General features: G+C 72.5%; 19 protein-coding genes. 12 read left to right on the forward strand and 7 right to left on the reverse strand.

Annotated elements, in window-relative coordinates; genetic code table 11:
- Positions 1-121: 121 nt before the first annotated feature.
- The 6 genes from ACY34M_RS24165 to ACY34M_RS24190 all read left to right on the forward strand — a co-directional run bounded on the left by ACY34M_RS24165 (position 122) and on the right by ACY34M_RS24190 (position 5,265).
- Entirely contained in the window at positions 122-838 is a 717-nt protein-coding gene (locus ACY34M_RS24165) for an MIP family channel protein (RefSeq protein ID WP_462720215.1), read from the forward strand.
- Positions 839-942: 104 nt separating this feature from the next.
- The gene (locus ACY34M_RS24170) at positions 943-1,557 is read left to right on the forward strand and encodes a DNA polymerase ligase N-terminal domain-containing protein (RefSeq protein ID WP_462720128.1); all 615 of its coding nucleotides are present in this window, start codon (positions 943-945) and stop codon (positions 1,555-1,557) included.
- On the forward strand, positions 1,554-2,558 hold the full coding sequence (gene ligD, locus ACY34M_RS24175) for a non-homologous end-joining DNA ligase (protein ID WP_462720129.1): 1,005 nt from the start codon (positions 1,554-1,556) through the stop codon (positions 2,556-2,558). The genes ACY34M_RS24170 and ligD overlap by 4 nt, the downstream gene beginning before the upstream one ends.
- Entirely contained in the window at positions 2,555-3,208 is a 654-nt protein-coding gene (locus ACY34M_RS24180) for an HhH-GDP family DNA glycosylase (protein ID WP_462720130.1), read from the forward strand. Before ligD ends, ACY34M_RS24180 begins: the two co-directional genes overlap by 4 nt.
- Positions 3,209-3,264: 56 nt before the next feature.
- Complete coding sequence (locus ACY34M_RS24185; protein ID WP_462720131.1) at positions 3,265-3,930, forward strand: GntR family transcriptional regulator; 666 nt, start codon at positions 3,265-3,267, stop codon at positions 3,928-3,930.
- A 60-nt stretch (positions 3,931-3,990) separates the two neighbouring features.
- Entirely contained in the window at positions 3,991-5,265 is a 1,275-nt protein-coding gene (locus ACY34M_RS24190) for an MFS transporter (RefSeq protein ID WP_462720132.1), read from the forward strand.
- Here ACY34M_RS24190 and ACY34M_RS24195 read toward each other — a convergent pair.
- The 5 genes from ACY34M_RS24195 to ACY34M_RS24215 form a co-directional block, all read right to left on the reverse strand.
- The gene (locus ACY34M_RS24195; protein WP_462720133.1) at positions 5,234-6,196 is read right to left on the reverse strand and encodes an Lrp/AsnC family transcriptional regulator; all 963 of its coding nucleotides are present in this window, start codon (positions 6,194-6,196) and stop codon (positions 5,234-5,236) included. The two genes, ACY34M_RS24190 and ACY34M_RS24195, sit on opposite strands and share 32 nt — an antisense overlap.
- Before the next feature lie 136 nt (positions 6,197-6,332).
- Positions 6,333-8,717, reverse strand: a complete 2,385-nt coding sequence (locus ACY34M_RS24200; protein ID WP_462720134.1) for a DHA2 family efflux MFS transporter permease subunit — start codon at positions 8,715-8,717, stop codon at positions 6,333-6,335.
- A gap of 213 nt (positions 8,718-8,930) precedes the next feature.
- Positions 8,931-9,629, reverse strand: a complete 699-nt coding sequence (locus ACY34M_RS24205; RefSeq protein ID WP_462720135.1) for a GntR family transcriptional regulator — start codon at positions 9,627-9,629, stop codon at positions 8,931-8,933.
- Positions 9,630-9,665: 36 nt separating this feature from the next.
- Positions 9,666-10,436 carry a maleate cis-trans isomerase family protein gene (locus ACY34M_RS24210; protein ID WP_462720136.1) on the reverse strand — a complete coding sequence of 257 codons (771 nt, stop codon included), beginning with the start codon at positions 10,434-10,436 and terminating at the stop codon, positions 9,666-9,668.
- Positions 10,437-10,545: 109 nt separating this feature from the next.
- On the reverse strand, positions 10,546-11,448 hold the full coding sequence (locus tag ACY34M_RS24215; protein ID WP_462720137.1) for a maleate cis-trans isomerase family protein: 903 nt from the start codon (positions 11,446-11,448) through the stop codon (positions 10,546-10,548).
- Positions 11,449-11,814: 366 nt separating this feature from the next.
- On the opposite strand from ACY34M_RS24215, the gene ACY34M_RS24220 reads away from it, so the two are divergent.
- From ACY34M_RS24220 to ACY34M_RS24240, 5 genes are all read left to right on the forward strand, one after another.
- Complete coding sequence (locus ACY34M_RS24220) at positions 11,815-12,822, forward strand: D-2-hydroxyacid dehydrogenase (protein ID WP_462720138.1); 1,008 nt, start codon at positions 11,815-11,817, stop codon at positions 12,820-12,822.
- Positions 12,819-14,291: an amidase gene (locus ACY34M_RS24225; protein WP_462720139.1), complete on the forward strand. Its 1,473-nt coding sequence runs from the start codon at positions 12,819-12,821 to the stop codon at positions 14,289-14,291. The genes ACY34M_RS24220 and ACY34M_RS24225 overlap by 4 nt, the downstream gene beginning before the upstream one ends.
- Before the next feature lie 45 nt (positions 14,292-14,336).
- Positions 14,337-14,852 carry a putative immunity protein gene (locus tag ACY34M_RS24230; protein ID WP_462720140.1) on the forward strand — a complete coding sequence of 172 codons (516 nt, stop codon included), beginning with the start codon at positions 14,337-14,339 and terminating at the stop codon, positions 14,850-14,852.
- A 79-nt stretch (positions 14,853-14,931) separates the two neighbouring features.
- Positions 14,932-15,549: a TetR/AcrR family transcriptional regulator gene (locus tag ACY34M_RS24235; RefSeq protein ID WP_462720141.1), complete on the forward strand. Its 618-nt coding sequence runs from the start codon at positions 14,932-14,934 to the stop codon at positions 15,547-15,549.
- Positions 15,546-16,457, forward strand: a complete 912-nt coding sequence (locus tag ACY34M_RS24240; RefSeq protein WP_462720142.1) for an SDR family oxidoreductase — start codon at positions 15,546-15,548, stop codon at positions 16,455-16,457. Before ACY34M_RS24235 ends, ACY34M_RS24240 begins: the two co-directional genes overlap by 4 nt.
- A 45-nt stretch (positions 16,458-16,502) precedes the next feature.
- Here the strand turns inward: ACY34M_RS24240 and ACY34M_RS24245 are convergent, their stop codons facing one another.
- The gene (locus ACY34M_RS24245) at positions 16,503-17,024 is read right to left on the reverse strand and encodes a DUF3830 family protein (RefSeq protein ID WP_462720143.1); all 522 of its coding nucleotides are present in this window, start codon (positions 17,022-17,024) and stop codon (positions 16,503-16,505) included.
- 68 nt (positions 17,025-17,092) lie between these two features.
- Positions 17,093-18,577, reverse strand: a complete 1,485-nt coding sequence (locus tag ACY34M_RS24250; RefSeq protein WP_462720144.1) for an NAD-dependent succinate-semialdehyde dehydrogenase — start codon at positions 18,575-18,577, stop codon at positions 17,093-17,095.
- A 165-nt stretch (positions 18,578-18,742) separates the two neighbouring features.
- Here ACY34M_RS24250 and ACY34M_RS24255 point away from each other — a divergent pair, with 165 nt between their 5' ends.
- The gene (locus ACY34M_RS24255; RefSeq protein WP_462720145.1) at positions 18,743-20,011 is read left to right on the forward strand and encodes an aspartate aminotransferase family protein; all 1,269 of its coding nucleotides are present in this window, start codon (positions 18,743-18,745) and stop codon (positions 20,009-20,011) included.
- Positions 20,012-20,184 lie beyond the last annotated feature (173 nt).

Below are 20,184 nucleotides of genomic sequence, written 5' to 3' on the forward strand. Positions count from 1 at the left end.
ACCCGAACGGCGGTATTCAAACCGCCTCGCTCTGCGCCGACGGCCCGGACACGTGAGCCTCACAAGTAAGTGACGCTACGTTTCTAGGTTCGAGGTGGTGGAGATGCAGGAAACGCAGGAGATGCAGACGCGCGCTGTCATTTCGGAGTTTCTCGGCACGTTGCTGCTGGTGTTCTTCGCCGTCGGATCCGCGGTCCTGGGAGCCCAGTTCATCGGCACCCTCGGCATCGCCCTCGCGTTCGGCTTCACGCTGCTCGCCCTGGCCTACGCCCTCGGCCCGATCTCGGGCTGCCACGTCAACCCGGCCGTGACGCTGGGCATGCTGTGCGCCCGCCGCATCGACGTCGCGACCGCGGTCCGCTACTGGATCGCCCAGTTCGTCGGCGGCATCGTCGGCGCGGCCCTGCTGTTCCTGCTCGCCAAGCAGGTGCCCGGCCTCAAGACCAGCGGCGCCTTCGGCTCCAACGGCTACGGCGACCGCTCCGACGTGCACATCAACGTCGGCGGCGCGTTCCTCGCCGAGGTCGTACTGACGTTCCTTCTTGTGTTCGTGGTGCTCGCCGTGACCCACCGGGTGGCCGTGGTCGGCTTCGACGGCCTGCCCATCGGCATCGTCCTCGCCGTGATCCACCTCGTCGGCATCCCGCTCACCGGCACCTCCGTCAACCCGGCGCGCAGCCTCGGCCCGGCGATCTTCGCCGGCGGCGACGCGCTCTCCCAGTTGTGGCTGTTCATCGTGGCGCCCCTGGTCGGCGGCGTCATCGCGGCCCTCGTCCACCAGCTCACCCACCCCGCGGGCGAGGAGCGCACCATCGCCGACGAGGCGTCCGCGGCCTGAGTGGACCAGCGGACCAGCGATCACGGACGGCCGTGTGCCCGTGACGATCACGGGTACCCGGCCCGGGCCGAGCAGGAGCGGCGGCCCGACCGAAGGGAGTGGCCGTGAGCGGGAAGGACCGGCTGCGGGCCTACCGGGGCAAGCGGGACTTCGACGCCACCGGCGAGCCGTCCGGCGCGTCCACCGCGGCGCGAGGTGACGAGCCCGTCTTCGTGGTGCAGATCCACGACGCGAGCACGATGCACTTCGACTTCCGCCTGGAGGTCGACGGCGTCCTCAAGTCCTGGTCGGTCCCGAAGGGCCCCTCCACCGACCCGCACGACAAGCGGCTCGCCCTCCCCACCGAGGACCACCCCCTCGAATACCGCGACTTCGAGGGCGTCATCCCGCACGACGAGTACGGCGGCGGCACCGTCATCGTCTGGGACCGGGGCACCTACAGCCCCGCGAGCCACGACAAGCGGGACCGGCCCGTACCGTTCGCCGAGGCGCTGGAGAACGGCCACGCCACCTTCGACCTGCACGGCGAGAAACTGCGCGGCCGGTACGCGCTGACCCGCTTCAAGGGCCGCGAGTCCCGACCCACCTGGCTCCTCGTACGCGAAGGAACCGGCGGCACGGGCGGCGGCACCCCCGACCCCCGGCGCGCCCGCTCCGCCCGCAGCGGCCGCACCCTGCGCCAGGTCGCCGAGGATTCCGACGGCGGTGACGGCACATGACCGGCCTCCTCGACACACTCCCGTCCGACCTGGAACGCCGGCTCCGCGACGCGGCCCCCGGCGTCGAACTGGCGGCCGCGCCGATGCTCGCGACGCTGAGCGACCGCCGCGAGTTCGCCAAGGGCTGGGTCTTCGAACGAAAACTGGACGGCGTCCGCGTCCTCGCCGTCCGCGAGAACGGCCGCACCACGCTGCGCTCCCGTTCGGGGCGCCGCATCGACGCCACGTACCCCGAGATCGTCGAGGCGCTCGACGCGCAGGACGCCGCAGACTTCACCGTCGACGGCGAGATCGTCGCGTACGCGCACGGCCGCACCGACTTCGCGCGGCTCCAGCAGCGCATGGGCCTGACCCGGCCCCGCGACGTCGCGGCGAGCCCGGTCGCCGTGAAGTACTACGTGTTCGACCTGCTGCGTCTCGACGGCACGGACGTCCGCCGCCTGCCGCTGCGCACCCGTAAGTCCCTGCTGCGGCAGGCGCTCACGTTCACCGACCCGCTCCGCTTCAGCAGCCACCGCAACGAGGGCGGCCCCGAACTCCTCGCCGACGCCTGCCGGCGCGGCTGGGAGGGGCTCATCGCCAAGCGCGCCGACAGCACGTACCAGCCGCGCCGCTCCGGGGACTGGCTGAAACTGAAGTGCGCCCACGGACAGGAGTTCGTGGTCGGCGGCTTCACCGAGCCCACCGGCAGCAGGGAGGGCATCGGCGCCCTCCTGATCGGCTACTACGAAGGCGACCGGCTGCGCTACGCGGGCAAGGTCGGCACCGGCTTCGACCGGCGCACCCTCCTCGCCCTGCGCGAACGCCTCGACGAACTCCGGCAGGACCGCTCGCCGTTCACCGACCGCGTCGCCGAACGCACCGCGCACTGGGCGCGGCCACGGCTCGTCGCACAGATCGAGTTCTCCGAATGGACCCGCGACGGCATGCTGCGCCACCCCCGCTACCAGGGACTGCGGGACGACAAGGATCCGACCGACGTCGTCAGGGAGCACACGTGACCACGGCCGACGACAAGAAGGTGCTGCGCGCACTCCTCGACCACGAGGGGAGGACCTACGCCGCGGAGGCGGGCATCCGCCTCAAGAACACCCCGCAACCCCTCTACCGCACGCTCGTCCTCGCGAGCCTGCTCAGCGCCCGCATCCGGGCCTCGGTCGCGGTGGCCACGACCCGGGCCCTGTACGAGGCGGGCCTGCGCGACCCGCGCGGCATGGCCGACGCGACCTGGCAGCAGCGCGTCGACGCGCTGGGGGAGGGCGGCTACCGCCGCTACGACGAACGCACCGCCACCCAGCTCGGCGACGGCGCCCGCATGCTGCTCGACGACTGGGGCGGCGACCTGCGCGGGATGCGCGCACAGGCGGACGGCGACGGGACGGAGCTGCGCGCCCTGCTGCGCCGCACGCCCGGCCTCGGACCGACCGGAGCGAACATCTTCCTGCGCGAGGTCCAGGACATCTGGCCGGAGTACGCCCCGTTCCTGGACGCCAAGGCCCTCCAGGGCGCTGAACGCCTGGGCCTCCCGAAGAACCCCACCACCCTGACCCGCCTCGCCGGCGACACCCCACGGGCCGAACTGTCGGCGGCCCTCGTGCGGGCCGCGCTCGACAAGCATGTGGTGGAGGACTGCCTGGAGCGGGCGGCCTGAAAGCGAGGGAGGGGGCATAGATACAAGCTTGTATCTATGCCTGCTAGGGTCCGGGCATGCCTCGGATCCAGCCTCAGCAGACGAAACCCGCGTCGGCGGCCACCACGGTCTACGCCGTCACCAAGGAGCTGATCCTCACCGGGAAGCTGCCCGGCGGCAGCCTCATCAGTGAAGGGGAGATCGCCGAGCGGGTGCAGGTCAGCCGGACGCCCGTACGGGAGGCGTTCCTGCGCCTGGAGTCCGAGGAACTGCTGAGGCTGCACCCCAAGCGCGGCGCCGTCGTGGTGCCCGTCCCGCCGGGGGAAGCAGCGGACGTGCTGGAGATGCGACAGGCGGTCGAACAGTCCGCCGCCGAACGCATCGCCCGCGTCGGCCTCGCCCCCGAGCACGAGGAGCGGCTGCGTGACCTCGTCGCGCAGCAGCGCGAATTGGCGCGCGCCGGGGACGTACGCGCCTTCGCCGTCGCGGACGAGGCCTTCCACCGAGGCGTCGTCGAGGCCTCCGGGAACGCGATCGCGGCCCGCTTCTACGAGACCCTCGGCGACCGGCAACGCCGCATGAGCGTCTCTGCGCTCGGGCACCGGCCCGAGCGGCTGCCCGGCCTGGCCGACGAGCACGAGGCGCTGCTCGGCCACCTCGGCGCACGGGACGACGCCGCGTTCGCCGCGGCACTGCGCGCCCACCTGGAAGCCACGCACGGCCGTCCCGCCGACGACCGATAGCCCCCCCACAACAACCGCACCCCCCACCCCTGCCACCCCTGAAAGAGCCCTGCCCTCACAATGCTCGACACACAATCCACCCAGCGGTCGACCGAACAGCCGGCCGCTCAGATCCGCCCCGGCCAGTGGCGGACCGTCGCCGCGGCGATGTTCGTCTGCGGCTGGGGCGGCAACCAGTTCACGCCGCTCCTGCTCATGTACCGCGAACTGGGCGGCTATTCGACGCTCAGCGTCGACGCCTTCCTCGGCGCCTACGTCGTCGGCCTGGTCCCCGGCCTGCTGCTCGCCGGGCCGATGTCCGACCGCAGCGGACGACGGCCGGTGATGATCGCCGGGGCCGTCGCCTCCATCCTCGCGAGCCTCATCCTGTGCTTCGGCGAACAGAGCGCCTGGCCGATCTACGTGGGCCGCCTGATGACCGGCGTCGCCGTCGGCATCGCCATGGCCGTCGGCAGCAGCTGGGTCAAGGAACTGTCGACCGGCGCGGACCCCGGTGCCGCCGCGCGCCGCGCCTCCCTGTGCCAGACCGCGGGCTTTGCCCTCGGCGCGGGCGTCGCCGGCGCCCTGGCCCAGTGGGGCCCCTGGCCGATGGTGACGCCGTACGTCGTCCACATCGTGCTCACCGCCGCCGTCCCGGTGCTCCTGCTGCGCATCCCGGAGACCCGGGCCAAGGTCCGCTCGTCCGGCGCGCTGCTCCGTGAACTCGCCGCCGACCTGCGCATACCCGCCGCCGCCCGCCGCCGCTTCCGCTGGGTGGTGCTGCCGATGGCGCCGTGGGTGTTCGGCGCGGCCGGTCTCGCCTACGCGGTCATGCCGCAGCTCGTCGACAACCGGGTCGGCCACTGGGGCCTCGCCTACGCGACCGCGCTGACCGTGCTGACCCTGGGCACCGGTTTCGCCGTGCAGCCGCTGGCCAAGAAGCTCGACGGCCGCACGGGTTCGCGCGGCGCGTGGGCGCCGGTGGCGGCGATGTCCGTGATGCTGCTCGGCACGGTGCTGTGCGCCGTCAACTCCGCACTCCTGTCCCCGTGGTGGGCGGCCGGTGCGGCCGTCGCGCTCGGCGCCGGATACGGCATCGCCGTCGTCTCCGGGCTCCTGGAGATCCAGCGGATGGCGGGCCCCGACGACCTGGCGGGCCTGACCGGCATCTACTACACCCTCGCCTACTCGGGCTTCCTGCTGCCGACCGTCCTGGCGACGCTGTCGACGTGGCTGCCCTACTCGGTGATGCTCACCGCGATCGCCTGCGTCGCCCTCGCCTGCCTGGTGCTCGTCACCGTCGGCGGACGCACCACTCGGGACGTCAGCGGCCAGGCTCGTACGTCAGCTGTTTGACCTGCCGCACGAACAGGGCGCTCTCCACGGACCGCACTCCGGAGAGCGCCCCGACGTTTTCACTCAGGTACGTGTACAGCGCGCGGGTGTCGCGGTGCACGGTCGCCGCGAACACTCCGGCCACCCCCGTCACCGCCGCCGCGAACCGGACCTCGGGATGCGCCGCGAGCGACTCGCCCACGGACGCGAGCGCGGACGGCGCGACGGTGAGCCACAGGGCCGCCATCACGGACCGGCCCAGCAACTCGTGGGTGTGCTGTACATCGAAGTAGAGGACGCCGCTCGACCGCAGCCGGTCCAGACGGCGCTTGACCACCGACTCGGACTGGCCGGTGGCCGCCTGGAGCTCGGTCAGCGCGACCCGCCCGTCGCGGCGCAGCAGCGCGAGCAGTGTCTCGTCGACGTCGTCGAGGACCGGGGGAGGCGCGGACGGTTCGGCGGCCGACGGGAGCCGCAGCGCCGCCTCCTGGTCCGCGTCCAGCGCATTGATCTTGTTGAGCCAGCCGACCGGGCCACCGTAGAACGGATGCAGGACGCACTGCGCGGTCGCCGAGGTGACGAGCGGTGTCCGCTGGAGCCGTGCGAGCAGCGGCTCGTCCTCCTGCCCGCCGCGCGGCTTGATCGAGCACAGCACCTCCGTGCCGCCGGAGAGCAGACCCACGTACGAGGTGTCGGGGCGCCGCGCCAGCGCCCCCGCCAGCTGCTCCGCGCCGTCCGGGGCGCAGCGCAGCCGGACCAGCCAACTGCTGCGCCCGAGCAGCGCCTCGTCGGTGACCCCGACGACCCGAAGGCGGACACTCTCGCGCAGCCGCCGGAAACGGCGTGCGACGGTCTGGTCGGAAACACCGAGGACGGCCGCGATCTTGCTGAACGGCGCACGCCCGTCGAGCTGCAGGGCCTGCAGCAACCGCAGGTCGAGTGCGTCGAGCACGTGGGGCTCCGGGGGGCGTGATCAGGACGGATGGGTGTATCCGTGATCGTAAAGGAGCCCGGGGCGCCGTCGTGAACGGACGAGCCCGAGACCGCGCGGAAGCGGCCTCGGGCTCGGGCTCGTCGTGCGCGCGGGCTCAGCCGCGCCGGTGCGCCAGGTCCAGGTCGAGGCCGTCCACCGTACGGCCGTTCACCGACACCGACGTGGCGGACGCCGGGTAACCGCTGGCGACCAGCGAGTACTCTCCCGCGTCCAGATCACCGAAGGCGTACGCGCCGTCCGAGCCGGTGGTCGAGGTGCCGACCACGTTCCCGGCGGCGTCCAGCAGCGTCACGAGCGCGTCGGACAGCGGCCGCAGCCCCGCCTTCGTCCGCACCTGCCCCTGAAGCCGGACGCCCGGCCGCAGCGCGATGTCCGGCTGCACGGTCGCCGAGGAGGAGGCCTGCGCCGCGACGGCGGTGGGCCGGAACCCCTCGGCGGTCACGGAGATGGTGATGTCGCCCTCCGCGATGTCCCCGAAGACGTAGCTTCCCGCCGGGTCGGTGGTGCCGCTCGCCAGCACGTCGCCGCGCGGGTCGGTCACCGTCACGACGGCGTGCGCGACGGGCAGTCCGTCGGCGCCGACGATCTTCCCGGTGAGGCTGCCCGCGCCGGAGAGCAGGATGTCGTGCGCGGTCGACCGGTCGGCGAGGACCAGATTCGTGGCGTGCGGGTGGTGGCCCTCCGCCGTCGTGATCAGCACGTGGGCGCCGGGGCCCGGCACGCCCACGCGGTAGTACCCGTCGGCGTCGGCGACCGCGCGGGCGAGCTGCTGACCCGTGGGCGAGATGAGGGTGAGCACGGCGCCCGCGAGGCCCGCGCCCGCCGCGTCGCGCACGGTGCCCGAGAGGGCGGGCTCGGACACGTCGCGCACCGTGCCGGAGAGGGCGGGCTCGGACACGTCGCGCACGGTGCCGGACTGGGCGGGCTCCGCCGCCTCGACCGGCGCGGGAGCCTTGCGCGGACGGCGCAGCAGCACCGCACCCACCAGGGCCGCGAGCACGGCCAGCGAACCGGCCACGATCAGACAGAGCTGCATCCCGTCGAGGAACGCCTCGGACAGCGCGCCGAGCGCCCGCCCCCGGTTCGCTCCGAGGTCCAACTGGGCGACCGCCCCGAGCCCCTGCGACTCGGCCGCCCCGACGATCCGCTCCGCCGTGGACCCGGTGACCCCGGCATCGGCCAGGTGCTCCGCCAGGTTCCCCGTGGACCGGGACGTGAGCAGCGCGCCGAGGATCGCGGGACCGAGCGCGCCGCCGACCTGCCGCAGCGCGTTGTTGCCCGCCGCCGCCATGCCCGCCAGGTGGTGCGGCACGGACGACACGGCGGTCGCGGTCATCGGCGTGACGACGAGACCCATGCCGAGCCCGAGCAGGGCGAGACGCCAGGCCATCGGGCCGAACGAGGTGTCGGCGGTGAGCGACGTCAGCGAGAACAGCGAGCCCGCCGCGCACAGCAGACCGACGGTGATCAGCACGCGCGGCGAGATCCGGTGCATCACCCGCCCGGCCACCGGGCCGACGAAGAAGCACACCCCGGTCACCATCAGCAGCCGGTACCCGGCGTCGAGGGTCGCGAGCTGCTGCACCATGCCGAAGTAGAGGCTCAGGACGAAGAAGAACCCGATGAGCCCCATGAACGTGATCATCGCGATCAGGGTCGTCGCGCTGAAGCCGGCGCTGCGGAAGAGCCCCAGGTCCAGCATCGGGCTCGCGCTGCGCCGCTCGAAGAGGACGAAGGCGATCAGGCCGACCACGGCGAGCGACAGCGCCACGAGCACCCGGGTGTCCGAGAACGACCCGGCGCCGCCCTCGATGACCCCGTACACGAGCGCCGTGATGGCGACCGTCGCGGTGATCTGCCCCGGCCAGTCCAGGGCCCGGGCGTGCGGGGCGCGGGAGTCCGTGACCAGCACGGCGGCGACCACCATGGCGAGCAGCGCCACCGGTATCGACGGCAGATAGATCCAGCGCCAGTCCGCGTGGTCGAGGATCACGCCCGAGACGAGCGGACCCACCGCCAGCGCCGCCATCAGCGAGGACGCCCACAGACCCACGAACTTGCCGCGCTCACGCGGATCGGGCACCGCCTGGCTGATCATCGCCAGCGTCGTCGGCAGCAGCGCCGCCGCGCCGATCCCGGCGAGCGCCTGACCGGTCCACACCACCTCGACCGACTGGGCACACAGCGCGGTCGCGGCGCCGATGGCGGTGAACACCAGACCGGCCTGGAACACTTTCTTGCGCCCGTGCACGTCGCCGAACACGCCCGCCGTCAGGATGAGCGCCGCCATCGGCAGGACGAACGCGTCCGACACCCAGGACAGCTCGGATGTGGATGCGCCCAGCGCGCGCTGGATCGCCGGGAGACTCACCGACACGGAAGTCACCGGCAGATAGGCGACGAACACCCCGACACAGGCCATGACGAGGGTGACGGCCCGCCGCTCCTGTGTTCCGTTCGCCGTTGTCGCCACGTTCACGAAGACCCTCTCCTGCGGCGCCGCGCGCCGCGCTCGACTTTCCGACCTGGTGCACCCTCCGTCCTCGGACGCCGTCGAGGCCAGCCAGCGGGGCCGAACCCCGGAAAACCGATGCGGGGGTGCCCCGATTCACGGATTTCCGACAGGCGGCCGGGCATGCGTACGGCCCCCGGCGACGGGTCGCCGGAGGCCGTACGTGTGTGTCGGAAAGGATCAGCCAGCCGCCGCGTCCGGTTCGGCAGCCACCTGCGCGGACGCGCCCGTGAGGCGGATGACCGCGTCCTGCATGTGCGCGTCGAGGAGCGTGAGCAGCCGCTCCTCGTCCTCGTCGCGCATCGCCTCGATCAGCTCGGCGTGCTCCTCGACCAGCGCGTCCGGGTCGGGGTGGTCGTCGGTGAGGACCGACAGGCACATCCGCGTCTCCACGAACAGGGTCTGTGCGATGCGCTGCAGGCGCGGGCTGCCCGACTCCTCGACGAGGACCTGGTGAAAGTCCATGTCGGCGGCGCTCAGCGCCGCGTCGTTGCCCCGCCGCGCCGCCGACTCCATCCGGCGGTGCGCCTTCTCCAGGTGGTCCGCCGTGGACTGCGGGTGCTGCTGGAGCACGAGCCGGCAGGCCGCGGACTCCATGGCCGTGCGCGCCAGGTAGATGTCGCGCACGTCGTCCTCGTCGAGGCGGGTCACGAAGACTCCGCGATGCGGTGCGCTGACGGCGATGCCCTGCTGCACCAGGCGCTGCAGCGCCTCGCGCAGCGGGCCCCGGCTCACGCCGAGCTGGCCCGCCAGCTCGGCCTCGCCCAGCTGGGTGCCGGGCGCCAGGGTGCCGTTCATGATCGCTTCGGTCAGCTGGGCGGCGATGACGGTCGCCGCGGGTTCACGCTTGACCGGTCGCAGTGTCTTCGCAGTGGCCATATTCAGTTCGCTTCCTCAAACGGCGCGGCTGCCGCTTCACACGGCCGCGGGGGACGGGGAATGGGACGAGCGGGAGAGCCGGAACAGCGAGCCGAGGCCCTCGCGCGGTGCCTCGTCGCCCGCGAGCCGCAGGCCCTCCCAGGCGGTGACCTGGTTGGCGGTCAGGACGGGCTTGCCGACGGCCTCTTCCAGGTCGTCCAGCCAGGCGGCGCTGTGCAGGGCCGTGTCGGGCAGCAGGATCGCCTCGGCGTCCGGGTGGTCGTTGCTCCGCGCCAGCTCGATGACCTGCTCGCGGCCCAGCGTGCCGACCTCGGCGGCGGTGATGATGCCCTGGCCCGACACCGAGACGACCTCGGAGCCGTGGTGCTCCAGGAACCGTACGAAGTAGCCCGCCACGTCGTCCGGGTACGTCGCCGCGATGGCGAGCCGGCGCACGCCGAGCGCCTGCACCGCGTGCGCGAAGGCGAAGGACGTCGAGGAGGCCCGCTCGACCGGGAGGCCGGCGGCCTCCGCGAGCTCGGCGACCTGCCTCCGGGCGCCGTCGGGACCGAAGATGAAGCTGGCGCTGGTGCACGCCCAGACGACCACGTCCTGCGGCTGGGCCAGCAGCTCGCCGAGCGCCGCCTTGAGACGGTGCGTGGAGCCCATCTCCAGGAGGTCGTCCACCCGGTGCGCGTCCACGCCGATGTCCGTGTGGACGAGCGTGAGCCGGGCGCCGCCGCCGATCATCCGCTCGAGGCGCGGGTAGTCGTCCTCGGCGGAGTGTCCGGGGTACAGGAACCCGACGCGGGTGGTCTTCTCGCTCATGCTTCTGTCGTCCTTTCGTGCAGGCAGTGTACCGGGAATCCGGTCAAATGTAGATTGTTGACAGTGTGAAGAGCGGCAGCGCCACGGAGGTGGCGCGGCTTCGGAGGGCTCAGCCGAGGTCGAGGTCGGCGGCCGGTTCGTCCGGGGGAGCGGCCGCCGGGGTCTCGGGCGCGGCGAGCTGCTCCCGGTCGGCGGCCTCCCGTACGACGGCCGCCGCGGCGGCGGGCGGCGGCGGAGTGGCGCCCTGCGCGTGGTACGGCGCGAGGGCGGCGCGGGCCGCCGGGTCGATCAGCGACTGGTAGTCACCCGCGGCGTGCGCGCCCACGTGCCGCAGCGCGGACCACATCGTGACCTGGTTGGCGGAGATCACCGGGATCCGCAGCTCCGCCTCCAACTGCGGGATCACGTCGTACGTGGGCAGGTTCGTGCAGCTGATGAAGAGGCAGTCCGCGTGCGTCAGGTCCGCCGAGCGGGCCAGTTCCACCACGTTGCGGTAGCCGACCTTCCAGATCTCCCCGGTCAGGCCCATGTACTGACGGCCGACCACCTCCACGCCCGCCTCTCCCAGGAAGTCGGCGAGCGAGTCGGTGAGCGAGGCCGTGTACGGCGTGATCACGCTGACCCGGCGCGCGCCCAGCTCGGTGACGGCCTCGAGCAGTGCCCCCGACGTCGTCACGGACGGCGCGCCGCGGCCCGCGCCGCTCATGGACACGCACATCGCACGTTCGTGCGCGGTGCCGCCGACGAAACTGCCCGATGTGCAGGCGTACGCGAAGGACGCGGGCCGCACCGCGTCGAGCGCCATGACGGCGTTGTGCAGGGTCTCGTGCTCGCTGATCAGACGAGCCATGTCCACGCTGACCTCGACGGGGACGTACGGGGTGCGGGTCAGATGGAGGGAGACCTCCTCGGGGGTCCAGCGCCACAGTTCGCGGTCGAGCGCGAAGTCGAACGGCGCGACGACGCCGATGCCGAGCTGGGGGACGGGCCCGCCGAAGGTCGTGATGTCCAATGCAGTGCCCCTTCGTGGCTGCACGCGTACGGGAAGCGGTCCGTACGCCTGAGGTGGACGTGTGATGACAGGTGGTGCGGAGGGGTGTTTGGTTTGGCGCTCCACGGGTAGCAGAGATTGCCCGTGGGTCGCCTGTAGATTGTTGACAACGTAAAGATCGGCTGCTTAGCGTGTCAATCCCCTACGGGGGGCTGCTCGTTCATCGTGGTGAAAGCCTCGGTAAAGAGCTGGGAATTCAGCCCGGGGGACGGCCCTTCCCCAGCTCCGGAAGAGCTTTCGTCCCTCCATGGTCAACCCTCGAACCGCTCCTCGCATACCGTCCGCACCAACCGTCGCCGCATTCGCCGGGCGACCCGAAGGACCGCCGTGCCGAAGACCGAGAAATCCCGCGTTCTGGTGCTCGCCGACCACCGGCCGAACGGCCTGGACGAGGTGGCCGCCCACGCCGAGCTCGTGTGCATCCCCGAGGACCGGCTCGCCGCCGAACTGCCGAACGCCGATGCGCTGTTGGTGTGGGAGTTCGGCACCGAGGCGCTGCCCGGCGCCTGGCCCGAACGGGGCGGCCCGCGCTGGGTGCACACCGCGAGCGCCGGAGTCGACCGGCTGATGTTCCCCGCCCTGCGGGAGTCCGAGGCGATCCTGACGAACTCCCGCGGCGTTTTCGAACAGCCCATCGCCGAGTACGTCGCGGGACAGATCATCGCCCTCGCCAAGGACTTCGCCGGCACCTACGAGCGGCAGCGCGAGCGCGTCTGGCGGCACCGGGTCACCCAGCGGGTCTGGGGCACGCGCGCCGTCGTGCTCGGCGGCGGCCCCATCGGCCGGGCCGTCGTGCGCACCCTGCGGGCGCTCGGCATCGAGACCGACCTGGTCGGACGCACACGGAGGGACGGCGACCCCGAGGTCGGCACCGTGCACGCCTTCGACGAACTGGACGCGCTGCTCGCGCGCGCCGACTGGGTGGTCTGCGCGGCGCCGCTGACCGAGCAGACGCAGGACCTGTTCGACGCGGCCACGTTCGGCCGAATGAAGCGGGGCGCCCGCTTCGTCAACGTCGGACGCGGCCCCATGGTCGTCGAGAAGGATCTCCTCGCCGCCCTGGAGGACGGCCACCTGGGTGGCGCGGCGCTCGACGTGTTCCGCCAGGAGCCGCTGCCCGCCGACAACCCGCTCTGGGGCGCGCCGAACCTGCTGGTCTCCCCGCACATGTCGGCCGACACCGACACCTGGCTCGACGACCTCGCCGAGGTCTTCGCCGACAACTTCGCGCGCTGGCGGGCGGGCCGCCCGCTGCGCAATGTCGTGGACAAGGAACTGGGTTACGTACCGGTCGCGGACGCCCCGCAGGCCGCAGCAGAGGAGGTCTCCCGATGACCAGCACGACCGATGCGACCCCCGCGACCGGCACGAGCACCCCGGCTCCCCAGGAGCCGTACGCCCTGACCGCCACCGAACTGCTCGCCGCCTACGAGAGCGGCGACCTGTCGCCGGTCGAGGCCACCGTCTCCGTGCTCGACCGCATCGAGGCCGTCGACGGCAAGCTCAACGCCTTCTGCCTGGTGAACCGGGACGAGGCGCTCGCCCAGGCGAGGGCGAGCGAGGAGCGGCGGCGGCGCGGCGAGGCCCTGGGCCTCCTCGACGGCGTACCGACCTCGATCAAGGACCTGATGCTCACCAAGGGCCACCCCACGCTGCGTGGCTCCCTCAGCATCGCGGCCGACCGGGAGTGGGACGAGGACGCGCCGTGCGTCGCCCGGATGCGGGACCAGGGCGCCGTGTTCGTCGGCAAGACGACGACGCCGGAGTTCGGCTGGAAGGGCGTCACCGACAACCCGCTGACCGGCGTGACCCGCAACCCGTGGGACCCGTCGACGACCTCGGGCGGCTCCTCCGGCGGCAGCGCCGCGGCCGTCGCCGCCGGCATGGCACCGCTGTCCATCGGGACGGACGGCGGCGGCTCGGTGCGCATCCCGGCCGCGTTCTGCGGCATCTTCGGCATGAAGCCCACGTACGGGCGGATCCCGCTCTACCCGGCGAGCCCCTTCGGCACCCTCGCGCACGCGGGCCCCATGACCCGCACGGTCGAGGACGCGGCGCTCCTGATGGACGCGGTCACGGGCTTCGACAGCCGCGACTGGTCGGCGCTCGACGCGCCGCTGCGCGGTTACCGCGGCGCCGTCACCGAGGCCCTCGCCGACGGCTCCCTGCGCGGACTGCGCATCGCCTACGCGCCGACCCTCGTGAACGCTCCCGTGGACCCGGAGGTCGCCGAGCGTGTCGCCGCCGTCGCCCGGCTCCTGGCCGACCTCGGGGCCGACGTCGAAGAGGCCGACCCCGGCTTCTCCGACCCGGTCGAGGCGTACCACACGCTGTGGTTCTCCGGCGCCGCCAAGGTCGTCGAACACCTGGGCACCGAGCAGTTCGCGAGCCTGGACCCTGGACTCCAGGAGGCCTGCCGCGAGGGCGCCGCGAAGAGCGCGCTCGACTACCTGGGCGCCGTCGACACGCGCATGGCGCTGGGCGTGCGCATGGGGCGCTTCCACGAGACGTACGACCTGCTGCTCACGCCCGCGGTGCCGATCCCGGCGTTCCAGGCGGGCGTCGAGGTGCCGCCGGGCAGCGAGCACAGGCGGTGGACGGGCTGGACCCCGTTCACGTACCCGTTCAACCTCACGCAGCAGCCCGCCTCCACGGTCCCCTGCGGTGTGACGGCGGCCGGCCTCCCGGTCGGCGCGCAGCTGGTCGCCGCACGCCACGGCGACGAACTGGTCCTGCGTGCCTCGGCGGTTCTGCACGCGGCCCTGCGCGGAACCGGTGTGGTGGGCACGGCGCCCGTGGGCTGAGTGGAGCCGACCACGGTCGGCGCCCCGTCGCCGTAGGGTTGGCGCGTGATCCTGCCCAAGGTCCGCGACCCGCGCTTCATCACGCTGCGCCGCGGCGGGACGCTCACGGACGACGACCACCGCCTCCTGGCGCTGTGGGCGGCCACGTGCGCCGAGCACGTGCTGCCGCTCTTCGAGGTGGTGGAGCCCGCCGACCCGCGTCCCCGGCAGGCCGTCGAGCAGGTCAGGGCCTGGACGCGCGGAGAGATCCGGATGTCCGACTCCCGCGCGGCGGGCGGCCACGCCATGGCCGCCGCCCGCGTGCTGACCGGCGCACCCCGCCACGCGGCCTTCGCGGCGGGGCAGGCGGCCGTGGTCGCGCACGTCGCCGCGCACGAACTCGGCGCCGCGGCCTACGCAATCAAGGCGGTACGTGCGGCGGCCCCCAAGGACGAAGCCGAGAGCGCGGGCCGCGCCGAATGCCACTGGCAGCGCGCCCAACTCCCCGACGCCGTCCGCGCACTCGTCCTCGACGACCAGCGCCTGCGCAACGACATCTGCTGGTCGGTCTTCGACTGCTGACGGCGGCCGCGGGCTGCCAGGGCAGTGTCCCGCGTGCTTTAATAAATGAACGAGCATTTATTAATGGAGGGTGGCGACGATGGCACGTCCCCGAGGGATCGAGGACGCGGTGATCCTGCGTGCGGCCACGCGCGTCATGGGCCGCGAGGGGCCCGCCGGACTCACGCTGGCCGCCGTGGCGCGCGAGGTCGGCGTCGTACCGGGCACGCTGGTGCAGCGCTTCGGGTCCAAGCGCGGTCTGCTCCTTGCGCTCGCCGACCGGACCGAGAAGGACGCGGGCGAGACGGCCGAGCGCGTGCGCGAATCGGCCGACTCGGCGCTCGGGGCCCTGGTGGCACTGACCGTGCGGTCGGCGGCCGTGATGGCCACCCCGGAGAGCTATGCCAACCATCTGGCGTTCCTGTGCATGGACCTCGGCGATCCCCAGCTGTACGAGAGCGCGTTGGCCGTTCACCGTACTCACGGCCGGGTGATCGAGGAGCTGCTGGCCGAGGCGGCACGTACGGGCGAACTCCGTGCCGGGACCGACACCGCGGCGCTGGCCCGCACCGTCCAGGCGATCACCGCGGGCGCCGGCCTGACCTGGGCGCTCGAACGCGAAGGCAGCCTCGAGACACGGCTGCGACAGGAGCTCGACGCCGTCCTGGCCCCCCACCTTCCACCCGGCGCGACCACGAGCGAATCGGAGGAATCATGACCAACGACCCACGCCCCCTGGCCGGACAAGTGGCCCTGGTCGCCGGCGCCACGCGCGGCGGCGGACGCGGTATCGCCGTCGAACTCGGCGCGGCCGGCGCGACGGTGTACGTCACCGGCCGCAGCAGCAAGGAGGGCCGCTCCGACATGGACCGCCCGGAAACCATCGAGCAGACCGCCGAGCAGGTCACCGCCGCCGGCGGCCACGGCATCCCGGTCCGAACCGACCATAGTCGCCCCGACGAGGTCCGGGTCCTCGTCGACCGGATCGCCGCGGAGCAGGACGGGCGGCTCGACATCCTGGTCAACTCCGTCTGGGGCGGCGACCCGCTGACCGACTGGGAGCACCCCATGTGGGAGCAGGACCTGGACACCGGCCTGCGGCTGCTACGGCGGGCGGTGGAGACCCACATCATCACCAGCCGGTACGCGCTTCCCCTCATGGTCGCCCGGCGCAGCGGCCTCGTCGTGGAGGTCACCGACGGCAACACCGCCCGCTATCGCGGCACGCTCTTCTACGACCTGGCGAAGTCCTCGGTCATCCGCCTCGCCGTCGCCCAGGCCGCCGAGCTGGGGCCCCACGGCGTCGCGGCCGTGGCCCTCACACCCGGCTTCCTGCGCTCGGAGGCCATGCTCGACGGCTTCGGTGTCACCGAGGCCAACTGGCGCGAGGGCGCGGCCCGCGATCCGCACTTCGCGTATTCCGAGACCCCCGCCTACCTCGGCCGGGCCGTCGCCGCGCTCGCCGCCGACCCCGACGTCCTGGCCAAGTCCGGTCAGGCGCTGGCCACCTGGGGCCTCTACCGGGAGTACGGGTTCACCGACGCCGACGGCACGCAGCCCGACTTCGAGGCGCACTGGGCCGAGAGCCTGGAGGTGGAGTACGGGCCGCTCGGGGACCCGTTGTAGCCGCGGCCGTACCCGCCCCTCACCCGGTGTGCGATCCCCGCACGCTCACTCCGCGCGCTTGAACTGCAGCGACTCCCCGACGGCGCCCGCCCGCCACAGGTCCTGGCAGGCCTCGGCGAGGCGGTCGAGGCCCTCGACGACCGTGCCCCAGACGATGCCGGGGACCCAGCCCTGGTCGCCGTTGATCAGCAGGTTGTTGCGCTCGTAGAACAGGGCGAGGTCGACGACGATGTCGCGCTCGGCGTGCGCGGCCTGGTTGCCCTGCTGCTCGGCGGCGGCCTCGTAGCCGTAGGAGGCCGTGCTCATCTGGGTGTTGGAGAACGTGAAGTAGCACAGGTCGCCGGGGATCGGGGTGATCGTCGGGTTCTCCAGCGGGGGCTCCTGCGGAGCGAAGGCGGGGACGAGGGTGTAGATCTCGTTGCGCGCGTACTTCGCGTGGTAGACGTCGCTGCCCAGCGGCAGGGCGTTCCAGATCGCCTCGCAGGTGATCGGGGCGCGGTCGTCGAGCAGCCTGGCGGTGGCGGTGACGCCGCGCTTGGGCAGGGAGACCTCGATGAAACGGTCCATGGGTGTCGTCGCTCCGGTCTGATCGATGATCAAAGAAGGGGAAAGGTCGGTCGGTTGCGGCCCGCCGGTCAGCCCAGCGGCATCGCCAGGTAGCGCGTCTCCAGGAACTCGTCGATGCCGACCCTGCCGCCCTCGCGGCCGAGGCCCGAGGCCTTGACGCCGCCGAAGGGGGCCGCCGGGTTGGAGACGACGCCCTTGTTCAGGCCGACCATGCCGGTCTCCAGGCGCTCGGAGAGGCGGAACGCGCGCTCCAGGTTCTCCGTGAACAGGTAGGAGACCAGGCCGTACTCGGTGTCGTTGGCCGCGGCGACGACCTCGTCCTCGTCGGTGAACGTGAGGATCGGGGCCACGGGGCCGAAGATCTCCTGGCTCATCAGGGCGGAGTCGGGGGAGACGCCGGTCAGCACGGTCGGGGTGTAGAAGTAGCCCTCGCCCTCGGCGCGCTCGCCGCCGGTGAGGACCTTCGCGCCGCGCTCGACGGCGTCGGCGACCAGCTCCTCGACCTTGCCGCGGCCGTCCTCGTCGATCAGCGGGCCGACGGTGACGCCGTCCTCGGTGCCGCGGCCGACCGCGAGCGCGGCCATCCGGGCGGAGAGCTTCTCGGCGAACTCGGCGGCGACGGACTCGTGCACGTACAGCCGGTTGGCGGCCGTGCACGCCTCGCCGATGTTGCGCATCTTGGCGGCCATGGCGCCCTCGACGGCCTTGTCGAGGTCGGCGTCCTCGCACACGATGAACGGCGCGTTGCCACCCAGCTCCAGCGACACGCGGAGCACGTGCTGGGCGCTCTGCTCGATGAGGAGGCGGCCCACCGCCGTCGACCCCGTGAACGACAGCTTGCGGATGACGCCGCCGCGCAGCAGCGGCTCGACGACCTCGCCGGGGCGGGACGTGGTCAGCACGTTCAGGACGCCCGCGGGCACGCCCGCCTCGGTCATGATCTCGGCGAGCTTCAGCATCGTCAGCGGCGTCTGCTCGGCCGGCTTGATGATCATCGTGCAGCCGGCCGCGATCGCCGGGCCGATCTTGCGGGTGCCCATGGCGAGCGGGAAGTTCCACGGCGTGATCAGCAGCACCGGGCCGACCGGGCGCTTCATCACGACGAAGCGGTCCTTGCCGTCGGGGGAGGACTGGTAGCCGCCCTCGATGCGGACGGCCTCCTCGGCGAACCAGCGGAAGAACTCGGCGGCGTACGCCACCTCGCCGCGCGCCTCCCCGATCGGCTTGCCCATCTCCAGCGTCATCAGAAGGGCCAGCTCCTCCTGGCGCTCCATCAGGAGTTCGTAGCCGCGGCGCAGGATCTCGCTGCGCTCGCGCGGCGCGGTGGCCGCCCAGGACTCCTGCGCGGCGGCCGCGGCCTCGGCGGCGGCCCGCGCGTCCTCGGCTCCCGCGTCGGCGACGGTGCGCAGCTCGCGGGCGAGTGAGGGGTCCTCGACGCCGAAGGTCGCGCCGGAGGCCGCCGGGCGCCAGCTGCCGCCGATGAACAGTCCGTCGGGCACGGACGCGACGACGGCCCGCTCGCGGTCAGTCTGCTGTTCGGTCACTGCACTCACTTCGACTCCCGTGGTTTTGGAACTCCCGGCCCGGCTCACTCGTGGACAGCCGCCGAATTGCATGCTTGCATGAGTGTAGGTTGTTGACAATCCTACGACGCAGCCTGATGTTGATCTCCGTAGAAGATCCGTGAAACACCGCGGTCACCGAGCGAGGAGCCGTCCATGAGTGCCTTGTCCCCCGTCCTCAAGCAGGCCACCCCCGTCCTGGCCGAACGCGGCGAGGGCGTCCATCTCTACGACGAGTCCGGCTGCGCCCACCTGGACTTCACCGCCGGTATCGGCGTCACGTCCACCGGGCACTGCCACCCCAAGGTGGTCGCCGCCGCCCAGGAGCAGGTCGGCAAGCTCATCCACGGCCAGTACACGACCGTCATGCACAAGCCGCTGCGCACGCTCAGCGAGCGCCTGGGCGAGGTGCTGCCGAGCGGACTCGACTCGCTGTTCTTCGTCAACTCTGGTTCGGAGGCCGTCGAGGCCGCGATGCGCCTCGCCAAGCAGGCCACCGGTCGGCCCAACATCGTCGCCTTTCAGGGTGGCTTCCACGGCCGTACGCTCGCCGCCGCGTCGATGACCACGTCGGCCACCAAGTTCCGCTCCGGGTACGGCCCGCTGATGTCCGGCGTCGCGCTCGCGCCGTTCCCGAACTGCTTCTACTACGGCTGGGACGAGGAGACCGCGACCAAGTTCGCGCTGCGCGAGCTGGACCAGCTGCTCGCCACCGTCACCACGCCCGCCGACACCGCCGCGTTCATCGTCGAGCCGGTCCTCGGCGAGGGCGGCTACGTGCCCGCCAACACGGCCTTCCTGCGCGGCCTGCGCGAGCGCGCCGACCGGCACGGCATCCTGCTGATCATCGACGAGGTGCAGACCGGGTTCGGCCGCACGGGCAAGTTCTGGGGCCACGACCACTTCGACGGCAAGCCCGACATCATCGTCACCGCCAAGGGCCTGGCCAGCGGCTTCCCGCTGTCCGCGATCGCCGCGTCCAAGGACCTGATGGCGCGGGCGTGGCCGGGTTCGCAGGGCGGCACCTACGGCGGCAACGCGGTGGCGTGCGCCGCCGCCATCGCCACCCTCGACGTCATCCAGGAGGAGAAGCTCGTCGAGAACTCCGCCGAGCGCGGCCAGCAGCTCTTCGCCGGTCTGCGCGAGGTCGCCGAGTCCTACCCGGTCGGCGGGCAGGGCGGCATCGGCGACGTCCGCGGCCTCGGCCTGATGGCGGGCATCGAGTTCGTCACCGCCGACGGCGAGCCGGACGGCGGCACCGCCGCCCGCGTGCACGCCGCCGCGGCCGAGCGCGGGCTGCTCCTGCTCACCTGCGGCACGCAGGGCCAGGTCGTCCGGATGATCCCGCCGCTCGTCGTGAACGGCGAACAGATCGACGAGGGTCTGCGGCTGTGGCGCGAGTCGGTCGCCGCGGTCCTCGGCTGACACCTCCGGTGGGAACCGGGGCGGCGCTGCGACGCGCCCCCGGATGCCGTCGTCGCCCCGGCCGGCCCTCGCCGCGCCGGGGCGACGTGCTTCCCGGGTGCCGGCAGTCGGCCGCCGCCGCTGTGGGCAATCGGGCCGCCCCAGAAGGGCGGAACGGGTGTGCACAGGGGCGG

It is taken from the genome of Streptomyces sp. EDA2-14 (assembly GCF_054963755.1).